Annotated in this window: 20 protein-coding genes; 16 read left to right on the forward strand and 4 right to left on the reverse strand. The window is 67.3% G+C overall.

Translation table 11 applies throughout. The features are described 5' to 3' along the window. The first annotated feature begins 126 nt into the window (after window positions 1-126). From J2126_RS15300 to J2126_RS15340, 9 genes are all read left to right on the forward strand, one after another. Entirely contained in the window at window positions 127-1629 is a 1503-nt protein-coding gene (locus tag J2126_RS15300; RefSeq protein ID WP_209487764.1) for an FAD-binding oxidoreductase, read from the forward strand. Next, on the forward strand, window positions 1619-3175 hold the full coding sequence (xylB, locus tag J2126_RS15305; protein ID WP_209487765.1) for a xylulokinase: 1557 nt from the start codon (window positions 1619-1621) through the stop codon (window positions 3173-3175). Before J2126_RS15300 ends, xylB begins: the two co-directional genes overlap by 11 nt. Then, on the forward strand, window positions 3168-4265 hold the full coding sequence (locus J2126_RS15310) for an ABC transporter ATP-binding protein (RefSeq protein ID WP_209487766.1): 1098 nt from the start codon (window positions 3168-3170) through the stop codon (window positions 4263-4265). The genes xylB and J2126_RS15310 overlap by 8 nt, the downstream gene beginning before the upstream one ends. 50 nt (window positions 4266-4315) lie before the next feature. After that, complete coding sequence (locus J2126_RS15315; RefSeq protein WP_209487767.1) at window positions 4316-5644, forward strand: ABC transporter substrate-binding protein; 1329 nt, start codon at window positions 4316-4318, stop codon at window positions 5642-5644. Window positions 5645-5794: 150 nt separating this feature from the next. Then, window positions 5795-6655: a carbohydrate ABC transporter permease gene (locus J2126_RS15320; RefSeq protein WP_209487768.1), complete on the forward strand. Its 861-nt coding sequence runs from the start codon at window positions 5795-5797 to the stop codon at window positions 6653-6655. A 7-nt stretch (window positions 6656-6662) separates the two neighbouring features. Next, entirely contained in the window at window positions 6663-7499 is an 837-nt protein-coding gene (locus tag J2126_RS15325; protein WP_209487769.1) for a carbohydrate ABC transporter permease, read from the forward strand. A gap of 12 nt (window positions 7500-7511) precedes the next feature. After that, window positions 7512-8288, forward strand: a complete 777-nt coding sequence (locus J2126_RS15330) for an SDR family NAD(P)-dependent oxidoreductase (RefSeq protein WP_209487770.1) — start codon at window positions 7512-7514, stop codon at window positions 8286-8288. Then, on the forward strand, window positions 8285-9364 hold the full coding sequence (locus J2126_RS15335; protein WP_209487771.1) for a glycerol dehydrogenase: 1080 nt from the start codon (window positions 8285-8287) through the stop codon (window positions 9362-9364). Before J2126_RS15330 ends, J2126_RS15335 begins: the two co-directional genes overlap by 4 nt. A 56-nt stretch (window positions 9365-9420) precedes the next feature. Then, the gene (locus tag J2126_RS15340) at window positions 9421-9729 is read left to right on the forward strand and encodes a GNAT family N-acetyltransferase (RefSeq protein WP_209487772.1); all 309 of its coding nucleotides are present in this window, start codon (window positions 9421-9423) and stop codon (window positions 9727-9729) included. 63 nt (window positions 9730-9792) lie between these two features. Here the strand turns inward: J2126_RS15340 and J2126_RS15345 are convergent, their stop codons facing one another. The 3 genes from J2126_RS15345 to J2126_RS15355 all read right to left on the reverse strand — a co-directional run bounded on the left by J2126_RS15345 (window position 9793) and on the right by J2126_RS15355 (window position 12732). Then, on the reverse strand, window positions 9793-10830 hold the full coding sequence (locus tag J2126_RS15345) for an acetamidase/formamidase family protein (RefSeq protein ID WP_209487773.1): 1038 nt from the start codon (window positions 10828-10830) through the stop codon (window positions 9793-9795). Window positions 10831-10919: 89 nt separating this feature from the next. Beyond that, window positions 10920-11567: an ANTAR domain-containing response regulator gene (locus J2126_RS15350; RefSeq protein WP_209487774.1), complete on the reverse strand. Its 648-nt coding sequence runs from the start codon at window positions 11565-11567 to the stop codon at window positions 10920-10922. A gap of 13 nt (window positions 11568-11580) precedes the next feature. Beyond that, window positions 11581-12732 (reverse strand): transporter substrate-binding domain-containing protein, encoded by a 1152-nt coding sequence (locus J2126_RS15355; protein WP_209487775.1) that lies wholly within the window; start codon window positions 12730-12732, stop codon window positions 11581-11583. A 295-nt stretch (window positions 12733-13027) separates the two neighbouring features. On the opposite strand from J2126_RS15355, the gene J2126_RS15360 reads away from it, so the two are divergent. The 7 genes from J2126_RS15360 (at window position 13028) to J2126_RS15390 (ending at window position 17431) form a co-directional block, all read left to right on the forward strand. Then, complete coding sequence (locus J2126_RS15360) at window positions 13028-13369, forward strand: hypothetical protein (RefSeq protein ID WP_209487776.1); 342 nt, start codon at window positions 13028-13030, stop codon at window positions 13367-13369. Beyond that, complete coding sequence (nthB, locus tag J2126_RS15365; RefSeq protein WP_209487777.1) at window positions 13366-14040, forward strand: nitrile hydratase subunit beta; 675 nt, start codon at window positions 13366-13368, stop codon at window positions 14038-14040. The genes J2126_RS15360 and nthB overlap by 4 nt, the downstream gene beginning before the upstream one ends. Before the next feature lie 55 nt (window positions 14041-14095). After that, the gene (gene nthA / locus J2126_RS15370) at window positions 14096-14728 is read left to right on the forward strand and encodes a nitrile hydratase subunit alpha (protein ID WP_209487778.1); all 633 of its coding nucleotides are present in this window, start codon (window positions 14096-14098) and stop codon (window positions 14726-14728) included. Window positions 14729-14741: 13 nt separating this feature from the next. Beyond that, window positions 14742-15080, forward strand: coding sequence for a nitrile hydratase accessory protein (locus J2126_RS15375; protein ID WP_209487779.1), 339 nt, complete (start codon window positions 14742-14744; stop codon window positions 15078-15080). Between the two features lie 127 nt (window positions 15081-15207). After that, the gene (locus tag J2126_RS15380) at window positions 15208-15729 is read left to right on the forward strand and encodes a DUF1097 domain-containing protein (protein WP_209487780.1); all 522 of its coding nucleotides are present in this window, start codon (window positions 15208-15210) and stop codon (window positions 15727-15729) included. A 44-nt stretch (window positions 15730-15773) separates the two neighbouring features. After that, a complete protein-coding gene (locus J2126_RS15385; protein ID WP_209487781.1) occupies window positions 15774-16397 on the forward strand; it encodes a HupE/UreJ family protein in 624 nt (207 codons plus the stop codon). A gap of 134 nt (window positions 16398-16531) precedes the next feature. Continuing rightward, entirely contained in the window at window positions 16532-17431 is a 900-nt protein-coding gene (locus tag J2126_RS15390) for a helix-turn-helix transcriptional regulator (RefSeq protein ID WP_209487782.1), read from the forward strand. A gap of 191 nt (window positions 17432-17622) precedes the next feature. Here the strand turns inward: J2126_RS15390 and J2126_RS15395 are convergent, their stop codons facing one another. Beyond that, a complete protein-coding gene (locus J2126_RS15395) occupies window positions 17623-17985 on the reverse strand; it encodes a winged helix-turn-helix transcriptional regulator (protein ID WP_209487783.1) in 363 nt (120 codons plus the stop codon). Window positions 17986-18017: the final 32 nt, after the last annotated feature.

Consider the following 18017-nt stretch of genomic DNA (forward strand, 5'->3'; position numbering starts at 1 on the left):
GCCTCCGGCTTTCTCTGACAGCTTTGAACAAACGATTGTTCAAAATCGATAACGACGACGGGAGGACGCCAGCATGGGAGCCCGCAAGGGACCGCATCGCCGTGCCTCTCGCGCAAAGAGGTGCCAATGACTGGTCCGGCCGCCGTCCAAAGCAACATCACCGAAGCCGCGCGATCCGAACCGTCCGCCGACGCGGGCCTGGCGGAGGCCTTCGCCGCGCTGGTGGGCCGCGACAATGTCCTGGCCGGCGACGAGGACCGCCGCGCCTATGCCCATGACCGTCTGCCCTTCGCCAATTTCCGCGCCCGCACCGGCCGGCTCGCCGGCGTGATGCCGCGCCTCGCGGTGCGGCCCGGCTCGACCGATGAGGTGGCCGCAATCGTGCGCCATGCGCGGGCGAACACCATCCAGCTCATTCCCTACGGCAACGGCTCCGGCGTGCTGGGCGGCGCGATCCCGCTCGCCCGTGAGGTGATGGTGGACCTGCGCCGGCTGGACAAGATCGTCTCGCTCGATCCGCAGAACGCCATGGTCACCGTGGAAGCCGGCATGAACGGCGCGGCGTTCGAGGCGGCGCTGAATGCCGAGGGCTTCACCTGCGGTCACCTCCCGCAATCCATCGAGATTTCGACGGTCGGCGGCTGGGTCGCCTGCCGCGGCGGGGGGCAGGCCTCCAGCCGCTACGGCAAGATCGAGGACATCGTGCTCGGCCTCAAGGCGGTGCTGCCGGACGGCCGCCTGCTGGAGGTGCGCCCGCTCGCGCGCCGCTCGGTCGGCCCGTCCATCCGTGACCTGATGGTGGGCGGGGAGGGCGCCTTCGGCATCATCACCGAGGTCACCCTGCGCATCTGGAAGAAGCCCGAGGTGGAGCGCGGCGTGGTGCTGGCCTTTCCCTCGCTGGAAGCCGCGTGGGAGAGCGCCCGCCTCATCATGCAGGCGGAGCTGCGTCCCACCATCGCCCGCCTTTACGACGCGGCCGAAAGCGCCGAGCGCACGCAGGGGCTGGAGGCGTTCGCGTCCAACCCCATCCTCGGCATCTTCGCCTTCTCCGGCTCCGAGCCCATGGTGAGCGTGGAGCAGGAGATGAGCCTCGCCATCGCCAAGGCGCAGGGCGCGGTGGTGGCGCCCGAGGGGCCGTACCATCACTGGAAGGAAAACCGCTACGTCGCCTATTCCCAGAAATGGCAGGCGGCGGGCTATTACAACGACACCATCGAGGTGACGGGAAACTGGTCCGCCCTTCCGGGCCTGTATGCCGCCATCGCGGCGGCGGTGCGGGACATCTATCCGGACATCCATTTCGGCGCCCACTGGTCGCACATCTATCCCGAGGGCGCCTGTCAATACATGACCATCCGCCTGCCGCCCATGCCGGAAGCGGAAGCCCTGCCGCTCCATGCGCGGCTGTGGGAGACGATCCAGTCGCTGACGCTGGACCACGGCGGCTCCATCGCCCACCATCACGGCGTCGGCGTGTTCCGCAACCCGTGGCTGGCGCGGGAGTTGGGCGTCGGCCTCGACGTCCTGCAGGCCATCAAGGACACGCTGGATCCGGGCAACCTCATGAATCCCGGCAAGCTGGGCCTGCGCCCGGCCGCCGGAGCGGTGGACGTGCGCCGTGGCGGCTGATCTCCTCATCGGTATCGATCTCGGCGCGGGGGCGCTGAAGACCAGCGTGATCCGCCTCGACGGCGCGCTGGCGGGCGAGGCGTCCGCGCCCATCGCCACCTCCGCGCCCTATCCCGGCTGGAGCGAGCAGGACCCCCACGACTGGTGGCGCGCGGTGTGCGAGACCGTGCCGCGCGCGCTCGTCGCCGCCGGTGCTTCGCCGCGGGATGTGCTCGCCGTCTCCTTCTCCGCCGGCGCCCATACGCAGGTGCTGGAGGATGCGGACGGCGCGGTGATCCGCCCCGCCATCCTGTGGAACGACCAACGCTCCGGCCCCGAGACGGCGGACCTGCGCCGGCAATGGGATGCGCGCATCCTGGAGATCGGCGCCAACCGCGCCAATCCCACCTGGACCCTGCCGCAGATGCTGTGGCTGCGCCGGCACGAGCCGGCCGCCTTCGCCCGCGTGCGCCGGCTTTATGTGGCCAAGGACTGGCTGCGCTCCCGCCTCACCGGCACCTGGGAGACCGACACCATCGACGCCGTCGGCACGCTGATGGCCGATGCCTCCACCGGTGGCTGGTCGCCCGAATTGTGCGCCATGATCGGCTGGCCGCTGGAGACGCTGCCGCCCGTCGTTGCGCCCAAGACGGTGGTGGGCACCGTGACGGCCGAGGCCGCCCGGCAGACCGGCCTCGCCGAGGGCACGCCCGTGGTGTGCGGCACGTCCGACACGGCGGCGGAAACCTATGGCGCCGGCATGACGGGGGAGGGGCTCGGCGTGGTGAAGCTCGCCACCGCCGCGACGGTCAGCGTGCTCTCGCGCCATCCAAGGCCGGACTTCACCGTCATCAACTATCCCCACATCATGCCGGACCACTGGTATGTGATCGCGGCAACCAATTCCTGCGCCTCGGCCCACAAATGGCTGCGCGACACCTTCTTCAAGCGCGCGGGCGAGGACGGCAGCGCGGTGTTCACCGAGATGGACCGCCTCGCGAGCGCCGTGCGGCCGGGGGCGGAAGGCCTGTTCTTCCACCCCTATCTCAACGGCGAGCGCAGCCCGCATTGGGATCCGCTGCTGCGCGCCGATTTCGTGGGCATGGGCTTCAACCACGGGCCGGGACACTTCGTGCGCGCGCTCTATGAGGGCATCGCCTATTCGCTGAAGGACTGCCTCGTCGCCCTGCGCGCCAAGGGGCTCGACTTCTCCACCGCCCGTCTCACCGGCGGCGGGGCGAAGAGCGCCCTGTGGCGGCAGATCGTGGCCGATGTGCTGGATGTGAAGGTGGAGCTGCCGGCGGTGGCGGAAGCCTCCTTCGGTGCGGCGCTGCTGGCCGGTGTCGGTGTCGGGGCCTATGCCGACGAGGCGGATGCGGCGCGCCGCGTCGCCATCGTTTCCACCGCCACGCCCGATCCCGAGCGGGCGGCGCTCTATGCGCGCGGCCACGGCCTGTATTGCGAGATCCAGGCGTCGCTCGCCCCAATCAACCATCGCATCCACGCCTTCGTCGCGGATGCGGGCTCCGGCGCCACGGCGCGCCGGGATGAGGTCACCCATGGCTGAAGTCAGGCTGAACACCGTCCGCAAGGCCTATGGCGGTCAGGTGGCCGTGCATGGGGTGGACCTCCATATCCGCGATGGCGAGTTCGTCGTGTTCCTCGGTCCGTCCGGCTGCGGCAAGTCCACCACGCTTCGCATGATCGCCGGGCTTGAGGAGATCACCACCGGCACCATCGAGATCGGCGGGCGCGACGTGACGCGCCTCGAGCCCAAGGACCGGAACATCGCCATGGTGTTCCAGAACTATGCGCTCTACCCGCACAAGACCATCTACGAAAACCTCGCCTTCGGCCTGCGCATGCGCAAGATGGATCGGGCGGAGATCGACCGCCGGGTGAAGTCCGCCTCCGCCATGCTGGGGCTCGACCCCTATCTGGAGCGCAAGCCCAAGCAGCTCTCCGGCGGGCAGATGCAGCGCGTGGCGCTGGGCCGCGCGCTGGTGCGCGACCCCGACGTGTTCCTGCTCGACGAGCCGCTCTCCAACCTCGACGCGAAGCTGCGTGTACGCATGCGCGAGGAGATCGCCCGGCTGCACCAGGAGGTGGGAACCTCCATGGTCTACGTCACCCACGATCAGGTGGAGGCGATGACGCTCGCCAACCGCATCCTGATCATGCGCGACGGCCACGTGCAGCAGGTGGGCGCGCCGCTGGAGGTGTACGACCGGCCGGCGAACCTGTTCGTCGCGGGCTTCATCGGCTCCCCCGAGATGAACCTCATCGAGGGGCATCTGGAGCGCGGGGCGCTGCGCGCGGGCAGCCTTTCCATCGAGCTGCCGCCGGGGGGCATCGCCGCCGCCGAGGGCACGCCGCTGGTGCTGGGCGTGCGGCCCGAGCACATCGGCGTCGGCGAGGCGCCCGGCGCGCACGCCTTCCAGGTGGCGGTGATCGAGCAACTCGGCGCGCAGACACTGTGCATCGGCGAGGTGGCGGGTGTGCGGCTGCGCGTGATGCTGGACCGCACCGATGCGGTGCGCAGCGGCACGACACTGCCGATCCAGTTCCGGCCCGGCCGGCTGCATGTCTTCTCCAAGGAAACCGGAGCGCGGATCAACCGCGCCGACGCGGACGTGGGGCGGCGGCCCGCCGCCTGAATTTGCCGAGTGAAAACAAGAACTGAAAACAACACGATCGGGAGAACGCCATGGACGAGATCAAGAAGGACGGGCTGTCACGCCGGACCCTTTTGAAGGGCGCCGGAGCCTTGAGTGCCGGCATCGCCGCGGGTGGGCTCGCGGCCCCTGCCGTGGTGCGCGCGCAGGGCACCAAGACCATCCGCTTCCTCAATGCCGAGACCTCCATCGACAGCATCCGCGCGCTGAAGGTGGCGGCGGCGGAATACGAAAAGCAGTTCGGCACCAAGGTGGTGGTGGATTCCGTGCCGCTCGACGGCATCTTCACCAAGGTGACGACCTCGCTGCGCGGCGGCACGCCCTACGACATCGCCACCTTCGCCTTCGTCGGGCATGTGCTGATCCTCGCCTCCGAGGGGCAGCTGATGCCGCTCAACGAGCTGACGGATAAGTACAAGTGGGGTCCGAACATCCTGTTCCCGGTGGACGGGAAGGTCTACTGGTATCCCTACGACTACAACCTCGCCTGGATTTATTACCGCAAGGATCTCTACGAGAAGAACAAGCTTGAGGTGCCGAAGACCTGGGACGGCTTCCTGAAGAACAGCCAGGCCCTCAATGGCGACGGCACGTCCGGCGCCCTGTTCCCCATCGGCTCGAACGGCGCCACCAACTGGCTCTCCCCCGGCTTCATGTGGGCCGAGGGCGTGAAGCTGTTCGACGACAAGTGGAACATCATCTTCGACAATGCGGACATGGCGCCGCGCGCCAGCCGCTATCTCGATTTCTTCGGCGATCTCTACAAGACCATGCCGTCCGGCACGAGCCAGGCGAGCTTCGGCGAGGTGCTCTCGAACTTCACCTCGGGCAAGGTGGCGCACACCGCCTATGCCGGCCGCATCATCGAGACCATCGAGCGCAACAATCCCGCGCTCGCCGACAAGTACGGCATCATGCCCTACATGGATTCCGCCGGTAAGCATCAGGCGGTGAACCACGGCTATGACGGCTGGGTGGTGCTGAAGACGCCGCAGTCCGACGAGGCCATGAAGTTCATGAAGTGGTTCACGGAGAACCAGTACATCAACTTCCTCCACACCGCGCCGCTGCACTTCCAGCCGCCGCGCCTCGATGTCTATGACGATGCGCGCTGGCGGGCTCATCCGCTCATCGAGAAGCACAATGCGGCGGTGGAGATGATGAAGTCGTTCCTCACCGACAAGAACATGATCCTCACCTCCATCGACACGCAGGGCCCCTCGCCCAGCCTGAAGCCGGGCAAGATCTTCGAGGCCTTCGTTTTCCCGGAGATGCTCCAGAACAAGGTGCTGAAGGGCATGTCCTCCGCCGAGTGCGTGAAGACGGCGGCCGACCGCATGCGGCAGGTGATCGCCTCCTGACTGCGTTCTGAGGGTTCTGTCCGAAGACGCAAGGCCGGCAGGCTCTGCCCCGATCGTGGTCTGCCGGCCATTCTCCCCCGCTCCGGCCCTCGGGCCGGGCGTTCCTGTCTTGACCCCGAAGGTCAAAGCCGCTCCAGCGAGGCGCCGCAGGTGAGCTCCAAAGCGACGATCTATTCCTTCCTCTTCCTGGGCCTCGCCGTCACCGCGCTGCTCATCGTGGCGCCGGTGGTCTATGCGGTGTCGCTGAGCTTCTACCAGATGGATTCCTTCGTCGGCGCGCCCAAATGGGCGGGGCTCGACAATTACGCCCGCATGCTCTCGCAATGGGTGTTCTGGCGCGCGCTCATCAACGGCTTCATCTATTCTCTGGGCACCATCGTTTTCCAGGTCGTTCTTGGCATCGGTTTCGCGCTGGTGCTGAATCAGGTGTTCCCAGGCCGCAACATCGTGCGCGGCCTCTCCATCCTGCCCTATCTGCTGCCGACCGTGGTGGTGGTGCTGACCTTCAAGTGGATGGTTGACGGCTCCATCGGCGTGCTCACCACCATGATGTCCGCCCTCGGCCTGCCGCAGGTGCAATGGTTCGAGAGCCCGGGCGCCGCCATGGCCTCGGTGATCCTGGTGAGCGTGTGGATGTGGACGCCCTTCGTCACCACCACCTTCCTCGCCGCGCTGCAGACCGTGCCGTCGTCTCTCTACGAGGCGGCGAAGGTGGACGGCACCAACGCCGTGCAGCGCTTCTTCCACATCACCCTGCCCATGCTGAAGCCGATCCTCACGGTGATCGTGCTGCTGCGCGCGGTGTGGATGTTCAACAAGTTCGACGTCATCTGGCTGCTCACCCAGGGCGGCCCGGTGGGCGCCACGGAGCATCTCGCCATCCTGTCCTACAAGCAGGCCTTCGGGCAGTTCGACATCGGCGGCGGTGCGGCGGTGGCGACCATCTCCTTCGCCATCCTGTCGCTGGTGGTGTTCATCTATTTCCGCCTGTTCCCGCTCGATACGGAGTGATGCCGCAATGTCTCGCTCCCCCCGCTCGCTCGCCGGCCGCGTGGCGCTTTATGGCGCCGCCCTGCTCATCGCGGTCTATTCGGCCTTTCCCATCTACTGGATGGTGGTGTCCTCCACCCGCGCGCCGCAGGCGCTCATCAATTCCACGTCGCTGCTGCCGGGTCCGTTCACCTGGGAATACTATACGAACCTTCTGGAGCTGACGGACTATCCCTCCCAGTTCCTGAATTCGCTCATCGTCGCGGCGGTGACGGTGGTGGTGACCATGGTGTTCTCCATCATGATCGCCTACGCGGTCACGCGCCACCGCATCCGGGGCAAGGGGATCATCGTGGGGGCGATGCTCTACGCCTACATGTTCCCGCCGCTGCTCATCGCCATTCCCATGTTCTCGATCTTCGCCAAGCTCGGTCTCGGCGACACGCTGGCGAGCGTCATCGTCTCCCACCTCACCCTCACGCTGCCGCTCGGCGTGTGGTTCCTGTGGGGCTTCTTCAAGAGCATGCCGTTCGAGCTTGAGGAGGCGGCCATGGTGGATGGCTGCACGCGGCTCGGCGCCTTCCTCAGGGTCGTGCTGCCGCTGTCGCTGCCGGGGCTCATCACGGTGGCGATCTTCTCCTTCCTCCTGTCGTGGACGGACTACACCTACGCCCTCATCATGATCGGCTCCGACGCCAACAAGACCGTGCCGGTGGGGCTCGCTTCCATGGTCGGCTCGTTCGACCTGCGCTGGGGCGAGATCATGGCCGGCTCCACCCTCATCGCCTTGCCGCTGTTCGGCGCCTTCGCTTTGCTGAGCCAATACTTCATCCAGGGGCTTGGCGCCGGCGCGGTGAAGGGCTGATCGGAGATCGACATGGATCTGGGACTTCAGGGCAAGGTCGCCCTCGTCACCGGCGCGGCGCGCGGCATCGGCCGGGCGGAGGCGCTGGGGCTCGCCGCCGAAGGCGCGCGCATCGTCATCAACGACATCGATGCGGAAGCTGCCGCCCGCTGCGCCGAGGAGCTGCGGCGCGCCGGGCACGAGGCGGCTGCGGCGCCGGGCGATGTGGCCGACGAGGCTGGCGCGGCGGGCGTTGTGGCTGCGGCGGCGGTCGCCTTCGGGCGGCTCGATATTCTTGTGAACAATGCGGGCGCCGGCGGGCGCCATCTCGGGCGGCGCGTGGCGGAGATGGAGATCGAGGATTTCGACATCATCGTCTCCACCCACCTGCGCAGCACCTTCCTGTGCAGCAAGCACGCCATTCCGCTCATGCGCGCGAACGGCTTCGGCCGCATCGTCAACACCTCGTCCATGAACGTCACCGGTGGCGGCCGGCCGGGGGTCGCCAATTATTCGGCGGCCAAGGCCGGCGTGCTGGGCTTCACCCGCACGGTGGCGAAGGAGGTCGGGGCGGACGGCATCACGGTGAACGCCATCGCCCCCGGCTATGTGGCCACCGATTTCATCGCCACCTTCTCGCCGGAGAAGCGGGCCGTGATCACGGGACAAAATCCCGTCGGCCGCTTCTGCCAGCCGGAGGAGGTGGGCGCGCTCGTCGCCTTCCTATGCTCCACGCAGGCGGCCTTCATCAACGGCGCCTTGATCTGCATGGACGGCGGCAAGCGCGATTTCCATTGGGGTGAAGCATGAGCGTACGCGCGTTCGGGTCTCCGGCCCGCTACATCCAGGGGCCTGAGGCGCTTGGCGAATTGGGAGCGCTGGTGCGCCTGCACGGCCAACGGCCCTTCGTGGTGGCCGATGCCATCGTCATGGATCTGCTGGGTACGCGCCTGAAGGATGAGCTGGCGGCGGCCGAGGCGGTCACCTTCGCTACCTTCGGCGGGGAATGCACGGCAGCGGAGATCGACAAGCTCGCCGCGGCGGCGCGGGCCGCTGGCGCGGATGTGGTGATCGGCGTCGGCGGCGGCAAGGCCATCGACACCGCGAAGGGCGTGCGGATCGCGCTGCGCGTGCCCCTCGTCATCGTGCCCACCATCGCCTCCAACGACAGCCCCACCTCGCGGCTCGTGGTGGTCTACACGGCCGAGCACGTGCTGAGCGAAGTGCGGCTGATGGAGGCCAATCCCGACGCGGTGCTGGTGGATACGTCCGTCATTGTCCAGGCGCCGGCGCGCTTCTTCGTGGCCGGCATCGGCGATGCGCTGTCCAAGAAATTCGAGGTGGCGCAGTGTGCTGCCGCTGGTGGGCTGAATTTCTTCAAAGGCCGCCCCACCGCGCTTGCCGTCACCATTGCTGATGCCTGCTACCGCACCATCCGGGAGGATGGCGAGGCGGCGGTGGCCTCTGTCGCGCGCAAGGCGGCAAACGAAACGGTGGAGCGGGTGGTGGAGGCGACCATTCTCCTGTCCGGCCTCGCCTTCGAGAGCGGGGGGCTCTCCATCGCCCATTCGCTCACGCGCGGCTTCTCCACCGTGCCGGAGGTGGCGCGGGCGCTGCATGGCGAGCAGGTGGCCCTCGGGCTTCTGGTGCAATTGCTGGCGGAGGGGCGGGACGCCGATTTCATGGCCGACATGCTGGCCTTCTACGCCCGCCTCAACCTGCCGCGCGCGCTGGAGGATTTCGGTGTCGCGACCGATGCGGTGGTGGACGGCATCGTCTCCGTGTCGTGGGACACCGCGCCCTACCTGCGCAATTTCGTACAGCCGCTGTCCAAGGAGATACTGGCCGATGCGTTCCGGACACTCGCCGTCGGGCGCGCCAAATGAACTGATGGGGTAGTCTTGCCGTTATGGTCGGAGCCAGCACGACCAGCGGAGGTACGATGAGCGACGCCAGCCGAGATGCTCACCACGAGGTTCAGCGCGAGGACGGCCCGAGCAGGGGCCGCTATGTCATCCGCCTCGGTGGCGGGGCGGAGGCCGAGCTTAGCTACCAGCGCGCCGGCGATGGTTCGCGCGTCGTCACCCATACCGGCGTCCCGCCGGCCTTCGAGGGGCGCGGCATCGCCGGGCGGCTGGTGGATGCCCTCATCGCCGACGCCCGCGCCGAGGGCTTCAAGATCACCCCGCTCTGCTCCTATGTGGCCGCGCAGTTCCGTCGCCATCCCGAGTGGCACGACCTGCGGGCTTAGACGGTCCGGCCGGAGGCTTCCGGCGATCGGGTGACCGCCGGAGCCGTTGCCAACGCGCCCGAATCAGGCCGCGCCGAGGAGCGTCTTGTCCACGGAGGCGCCGAGCGTGTACTTCGGGTCCACCATGTTGCCGACGCGCAGATGCCCGGCCTGCGTCAGCAGCATGTAGGCCTCCAACTCGTCATAGCCGTAATCGGCGGCCATCCAGCGCACCAGCTCGCGATAGGCGATGCGGGCCGCATCCTCCATGGGGCGGCCGGAGCCGATGGTCATGATGCGGTCGTGCGTCTCCAGCCGCGGCCAGCGGAAATTCCACCCCTTGATGAGGTCGATCTGCACCGTGGTCACGGTGGGATGCTCGATGGCGAATCCGCACAGCTCCCCGTCGCCCTGCGTCGCGTGGCAGTCGCCGAGATAGAGCAGGGCGCCGGGCGCATGCACCGGCAGGTAGATGACGGCGCCGGGGGCGACATCGGGCAGGTCCATGTTGCCGCCGTAATAGTCCGGGACGAGGGAGGAGATGGCCTCGATCTCCGGCGCCGTGCCGATGGTGCCGATGAAGGGCTGATAGGGCAGGCTGATTCGCTCGTTCCAGCGCACGCCGGTCTTCGGATCCACGTGCAGCTTCTTCACGATCTCCGGCAAAGGCGCGTTGAGGATCGCCGTGTCGCCCGTGCCGACGAGGCCGCCGAACTCCGGCATGATGCAGGTGGTGCCGATGGGCTGCGGCCCGCGCGGCACGATGTCGTGGATGTAGACGGCGAGGCAGTCGCCCTTCTCCGCACCGTTGACGAAGATCGGCCCGTTCTGCGGGTTGAGGAAGGGAAAGTTGAGGATTTCCGACGGCTTGTCGCTCTCGTTCTTGATCTGCCCTTCCATGGCGTCGTGGGTCTCGGCGCTCACCACCGCGCCCGGATCCACGCGCAGCACGGGCGTGGCATAGGGGCCGTAGACGTAGTGATACTTGCCCTGGCTCGCCTCGGTGATCTCGTAGCGCTCGCCGGCGCGCCCCTTGGCTTCGCCACGGGCGGCCATGATGGAGCCTTCGAGCCAGGCCGGATCCGGCGGGGAATAGGGGGGCGGTGTCAGATGCCGGGACATATGCCTTCTCCTCGCGGGCGGGCTGGCGTCGCTGGCAGCTGCCACGTGCGCGGAGCCGGGCGGCTCCGTCGGGATGTGGGTCGGTAAGGTCAGCGCCGGGCTGCGGTGCGCGGCTCGGCTTCGGGCAAGGACGCGGTCAGCTTCGACCGGCCGGAGATGTAGTCCTCGCAATAATCCTCGAGGTTCTGGCGCCGGCGCATGCTGTCGCGGCGGAGCATGACATAGGCCTCGTCGTCATCTACCTGGTGCTCTTCCATCAGCAGCAGAATGGTCTTGATGACCGCCTTGCGGCGGCGGCGGCGATCCTGCTGGGCGTTCAGCTCGCTCGCCATCTCCTTGCGCAGCAGATACTGGTTCACGCCGAGGAACAGCGTGGTGTAGACGGCCCCGGCATAGACCGGCTTGCGCAGGAAGGCTGTTGCGCCCTGGTTCATCAGCGCCTTCAGCCGGCCCGGCGCCTCGATGCCGACCAGCCCGATCACCGGCACCGGCGGCGTGCGGGCCGCGCCGAGGTCGCAGGGCAGCACGCTGTCGAGATCGCCGTCGATGAAGAGCAGGTCCGCGCGCTCCTCCACGGAGGCGAGGTCAAGCTGGCGGCCCGCCTCCGGCGCATCCGCGCGGGCGACCACCAGGCCGAGCTTGCCGAGCACGCTCTCCAGCGTGTCGATGCCGCCTTCGCCGGAGGCGACAATGAGGGCGCGGGCGCCGCGGAAATTCTGGAGGAGGTTGCGCGACATGCTCGCCCGCTCCTTACTTGGCGACCCGCAGCCGCGGCGCGGATGCGAACCAGCTGTCGGTGGGCGCGGAGCGCACCAGATAGGGATCGGGCCGGATGGGCGCCGGCTCCTCGCGGATGATGTCGAATTCCGTCCCGCGCGAGCGGCCGATGCGCGGCGTGAGATGGAGATGCATGGTCTCCGCATCCACCCACACATCGCCCTGGGGCGCGGCGAGCCGCTGGCGCGCCACCGCGGCCTTCACCGCGAGGATTTCATCGGTGCCGGCCTCGGCCAGCGCGCCGGCCAGCAGCTTCACCGCGATGTAGGAGGCTTCCGCATCCGCCGAGGTCAGCGGTGCGGAGGGGTAGGCCGCGGCATGGCGGGAGACGAAGGCGTCGTTCACCGGATTGCGCAGGGCCGAGAAATAGACGCTGGAGGAGATGTGGCCGTCGCGGGCCTCCGGCTCCAGCTCGTCGAGATCGGGCTCGGAGAGGTTGCAGCTCGCCACCGGCATGGTGCCCGGCTGGTCGATGCCACGTGCGAGGCAGGCGTGGCGCAGCGCGCTGAGGAAGGCGAGACCGCTGACCCCGATGAGCGAGGAAAAGACGAAGCTGGGCCGCGCCTCGATCACCGCATCCACGAGCTTGCGCAGGTCCGTCTCGCCCACCGGGAGATAGCGCTCCGCCACCACGGTGCCGCCGCGCGCCGTCACCGTCTCGCGCAGGATGCGGCTGTTTTCCCACGCCCAGATGTAGTTCGAGCCGACGCAGAAGGCGCGGTCGCCGAAGGTGGACATGAGGTAGTCGATCAGCGGCAGGATATGCTGGTTCGGCGCCGCGCCGGTGTAGACGACATTGTCGGCGCTCTCGAAGCCCTCGTAATGGGAGGGATACCAGAGAATCCCGTCATGCTTTTCGAAGCAGGGGATGACCTCCTTGCGGCTCGACGAAGTGTAGCAGCCAACCACATGGCGCACCCCTTCGGCGAGGAGCTGGCCGCTCAGCGCCGTGTAGCGCGAGAGGTCGCCGCCCGGATCGACGACCACGGGCACCAGCTCGACCGGGCCTGCCTCGCCGATCTCCGACACGGCGAGCAGCGCGCCGTTGAGCATGGCGCCGGCGACCGTGCTGTAGGGCCCCGTGGTGGAGAACATCAGGCCGATCCGATAGCTGGGTCTCGCCATTTCCCTCACCGCAGGTGTCCGTTGCCGGTGGCCCCGCTCGATGTCCGCCTGCCGCAAGTGGCCGTGGTCAGCCTGGCCTTGCCGCAAACAAAAACGCCCTCGGGCCGTTCGGCCTGAGGGCTGCATCGCCACGGGGTCTGTCCCGAATGTCTGTTCGCAAGTGGCGACTTAATAGGCATCCTTGCCTGTCGCCTACGAATTAGCCTGACTGTGCGCCGGCCCTGTGTCAAGCGCAAATGCGGCTGGCTCGCACCGAGCGGGGCATAAATGGAGGGAGCCGATACCATGTGCGTCGGTGCTCGTATCCGCGGTTGAAATCCTGTCTTCCACGCTAAAGGCGGCGCCTCAAAATTCGCGCTTGACAGTTCTTTTGCTGCGTCGCACTGTTTTCATGGTCGTCGAGCAAGGACGCTCATCAAGACGCCGCCAGCATGATTTATGGATCAGTGGCAAAGCCGCCCGCAGCGAGGTGCTGACGGGCTTTTTTGCGTTGGCGATCATCTTCGTCGACCTTGAAAGCCTCGCTCCTCGTGTTCCGCCGCTCCGCGGGCCGCCCGTCGCGGCGGCAGGGGCGGATCAACCGAGGCTCGCGATCCGCCTGGGATCGCAGGCATGGCAGAGAGAGGCGTCGGCATGAAAGTTCAACATTTCCTCGGGGGCATCGAAAATCTCGGCCCCGTGGCCGTCGAGAAGCGCGTGTTCGTGGAGCCGTGGGAGGCCCAGCTCTTCGCGGTCCACACCACCATGATGGGCACGGGCATCTGGGCCTGGCCGGATCTTCGGGTTCTCGCCGAAGGCATGAGCCCGCTCGACTACTTCAAGTATCGCTATTACATCAAATGGCTCGGCGGAATGTGCCATTTCCTGGTGGCGAAAAACTATATTTCCGAAAAAGAGCTTGAGGAGCGCACCAAGCACTTTCTTGAGTATCCCGACGCGCCGCTCCCCAATTCCGGGGGCAATGCCGTCACCGAGCGGGTGATCGAGTATTTCTACACCGGCGCCAATCCCTATCGGGACGTGGCGGTGGATCCTCTGTTCAAGGTCGGCGACAAGGTGCGCGTGAAGGACATGCCGCCGGCGGTCCACACCCGGCTGCCGGGCTATCTGCGCAACAAGGTCGGCGTGATCGATACCGTCTACAAGGGCGCCTATCTCTACGCCGACAACGTGCCCACCGACGGCATCTCCACGACCCAGCCGGTCTATCTCGTCAAGTTCAAGACGCGGGACCTGTGGTCGGACATCCCGGACAAGGGCGACGTTCTCTACAACGACTGCTTCGAAGTCTATCTCGAAGCCGCCTGATCTCATTCTTCCTCACAACAACCGGCCTCGCGCCCAATAGCCAGAGCGGAAAATCATGAGCGACGACCACGACCACGACCACGACCACGAACACCATCACCACCTGCGGGAGAGCGAGAGCTATTACGCCGCCCGCACCAAGGCCCTCGAATCCCTGTTCCGCGAGAAGGGCATGATCGGCATCGACACGGTCGATCGCGTCATCCGCTTCTTCGAGCACGAGATGGGACCGTTCAACGGCGCCAAGGTGGTGGCCAAGGCCTGGACCGATCCGGCCTTCAAGGCCCGCCTGCTCGCCGACGCCAACAAGGCCATCGCCGAACTCGGCCTCAAGGACGGCATCGAGGGCGAGAACCTGCGCGTGGTGGAGAACACCACGGCCGCGCACAATGTGGTCTGCTGCACCCTGTGCTCCTGCTGGCCCTGGCCGCTGCTCGGCCTGCCGCCCTACTGGTTCAAGGATCCCGTCTTCCGCGCCCGCATCGTGCGCGAGCCGCGCGGCGTGCTCGCCGATTTTGGCGTGAGCCTGCCCGAGGACAAGCGGATCGACATCTGGGATTCGAGCGCGCAGGTGCGCTACTTCGTGATCCCCGAGCGGCCCGCCGGCACCGAGGGCTGGCCCGAGGAAAAGCTCGCCGCCCTTGTCTCGACCGAGGCCATGCAGGGCCTCGGTCTCGTCTCCGCCTGAAAGGAGCGCCGCCATGGACATCTATGTGGAATCGCTCGACGGGCGCGGCGCCATCCCGCGCAATTGCGAGAGCCTCCAGTTCGAGGAGCCCTGGCAGGGCCGCGCGTTCGGCATGGCCCTCGCCCTTGCCGAGGCCAAGGCCTACCAGTGGGAGGACTTCCGCCAGAGCCTGATTGGCACCATCGGCACCTGGGACAAATCCCACGCACCCGATGACGAGACCTGGAACTACTACCAGCAGTGGCTGGCGGCGTTCGAGAAGCTCGCTCTGGCGCGCGGCCTCGTCAGCGCCGAGGAGCTCGATCGCAGGACGGAGGAATTCCTCCACCGGACCCGCGAAGAGGTGATCTGAGCCGGGCGTCGGGCCGCATCGAGACCCGCCGCCACGACAGCAAGCATCGCCGTCTCTTGCCACCGGCGCGCCACCCGTGCGCCGGAACGGGAGAGGCTTGTCTCACCGCCTCAGCGGAGGCTTCGACATGATCATTTCCCTGGCCCTGAGCGTCGGCGTGCTGGGAGGCCTGTGCACCTGGCTGTTCCTGTCCACGCAGGCGTTCCTCATCTGGGCGGCGTTCATCGCCTGGGCGTGCTTCTTCCACTCGGGCGGCAACGCCGCGGCGTTCCGGACCACCATCGTCTCGAACCTGTTCGGCGTTGCGGTGGCGTGGGCGACGGGGCTGGTCCTCGCCACCCTCGCGCCCGGGCCGGTGGTGGGCGCCGTCATCGTCGGGCTGTCCATCGCCCTCTACATCCTCGCCGCCTACATCCCGGCCTTCTCCTCCATCCCGGCCGTGACCTATGGCTATGCCGCCACCTTCGCGTTCCTCACCCAGAACGCGGATGCCTTCACGCCGGCCGCGATGCTGTCCCTCTCGGGCCGCAACGCGCTTCTGCTGGTGCCCTTCTCCATGATCCTCGGCGCCTGCTTCGCCTACGCCTCCGCCTTGTGCGCGGCGCGCATTCAGCAGGCTCTTGCCCAGCCGGAGCGCAGCCCCGTCTGAGACCCGTCCCCCCTTCCAACCCATCCAGAGCAAGGAAGAACATCATGTCCCGTTTCGTCAGCAGGATCGCGCTCCTGTCCCTCCTTCCCCTCCTCGCAGCCACCAACGCCGAGGCGCACCACGCCATGGGCGGGCGGCTGCCCGCGACCTTCGGCGAAGGCTTCATCTCCGGCCTCGCCCATCCGGTGATCGGGCTCGACCATCTGGGCTTCATCGTCGCCGCCGGCCTGATCGCCGGGGTGATGGGGCTCGGCGCCTTCGTGCCGGTCGCCTTCGTGGTGGCCTCCATCGCCGGCGTCATGCTGCACGTGCAGCTCGTGAACCTGCCGTTCGCCGAGACGGTGATCGCGCTGAGCGTGGTGGCCATCGGCGGCATGCTCGCCGCCGGCCGGGAAAAGCCCATGCGCGGAGTGTGGATCGGCCTGTTCGCCATCGCCGGCCTGTTCCACGGTTACGCCTACGGTGAGTCCATCGTCGGCGCCGAGCCGACCCAGCTCGTCGCCTATCTCGCCGGCCTCGCGGTGGTGCAGTCGGTGATCGGCGCGGGTGTCGCCCTCGTCGCGTCGGGCCGCGCCTGGACCCCCACGTCCCTGGCTCCGCGCCTTGCCGGCGCCGCCGCCTTCGGCATCGGCCTGTCGGCGGTGGCGACGCAGCTGATCCCGGGCTGAACGGTCGGAAGCCGGCGCCCGTCGGGGTGCCGGCTTCAGACCTTTCTCTATTGCTTAGGTCAACAACGCTTGATTTTGCCCGTCCCGCATCTGGTGTAGGTTCGCGCACCAGCAAGCCAGCCCCGAGGCTTCAGATGACGGCCCGACTCGACACGGCGGGACCCGGTGCAATCACCCGGCGCGACAGCCTCGGCTGTTCCGTCGCGGCGCTCGAAGATCAGAAGGAACTGGTCGGCACCGGCTTCGTCGTTTACCGCAAGCAGCACGAAGGCTCGGCAGTGAGCCGTGTCGAGACCCCGCCGAGCGGCCGGGGCCTGTTGCTGGGCGTCGCGCTCTCGGCCGGACACCGCCGCCGCATCTTCGCCGATGGTGCGACGGCGGCCTATGATTTCGAGCCGGACAGCTGCTACGTCCGCTCCTTCTCGGATACCTATCGCGCGGACATCGAGACCGGGTTCGACTTCTTCCTGCTGGAGGTCTCCCACGCGGCGCTGCACCAGACATTCACCGAGATGGGGCTGCCGCTTGCGGAGTGCCTCTCCTGCACGCCCGGCACCCGCGACCCGGTGCTGGCGAGCCTGTCTCGCGCGCTGCTGCCCATGCTGGATGCGCCCGATCGGCAGGTGCCGCTGTTTCTCGACCAGGTGGTTTCCGCCATCCAGACCCATGTCGCGACGCGCTATCACGGCGCCGCCGTCCGCACGCCAGGTGGTCTCTCGCCGCGCCAGTTTTCGATCGCCAAGGAACGGCTCGCCGCCGGACTGGACGGCAACGTGCTCATCGCCGACATCGCCGCGGCCTGTGGCGTCTCGCGCGGCCATTTCATTAAGTGCTTCAGGGATGAAACAGGGCTGACGCCCTACCAGTGGCTGCTCCACCTGAAGGTGGAGCGCGCGCGCGACCTCATCGTGAGCTCCCGCCTGCCGCTGGCGGACATCGCCATCACCTGCGGATTTTCCGACCAGAGTCACATGACGCGCACCTTCTCGCGCCTCACCGGATCGGCGCCCGGCCTGTGGCGGCGCGGGCATTGAGCGAGCGGGGTCTCTTTCGGGAAATCCCATCGTTCAAGGATGCGGGCTTTTCGGCAAGACGGGCTCGAACTGCACCGCCATAGTCCGCCCCATCAGACCCGCTTCGGGCTTCCGGCAAGGGATCGAACCGATGGGAACTGCCTCGTTCAAGTTCGCCACATGCTGCGGTCTACCCCCAGAGGTGGGCGCCGTCAGCGCCCGCTAGCCAGTGCGCCCGCCGTGCCTTCGAGGTACAGCGCCGCTTCCGCCTGCGACAGAAGGAGGTCGATGGCGCGACCCGAGTCCGTCAGCCTGTATTCCACCTGACGGACCCGCCCCTCGATCTCCCGCCGCGTCACGTATCCCCCGGCTTCGAGCGCCTTGAGCCGGGCAGAGAGGACGCGTGCCGAAATCGGCCCCGGCAAGCTTCGCCGGAGCTGTCCGAACCGCAACGTGCCGTGGCGCGACAGTGCCGCGACCACATGAGCCATCCACTCCTGAGCGAAAAACTTCAGGAGGGGCTCGGCCATGCACGCCTTGTCTGCCTGAGGCTCGATCTTGTCTTGGGAATTCATGGATGTGCCCGGTATCCCGCCAGTAACTAATG

This window comes from Xanthobacter flavus, from assembly GCF_017875275.1.
GTDB lineage: Bacteria > Pseudomonadota > Alphaproteobacteria > Rhizobiales > Xanthobacteraceae > Xanthobacter > Xanthobacter flavus_A.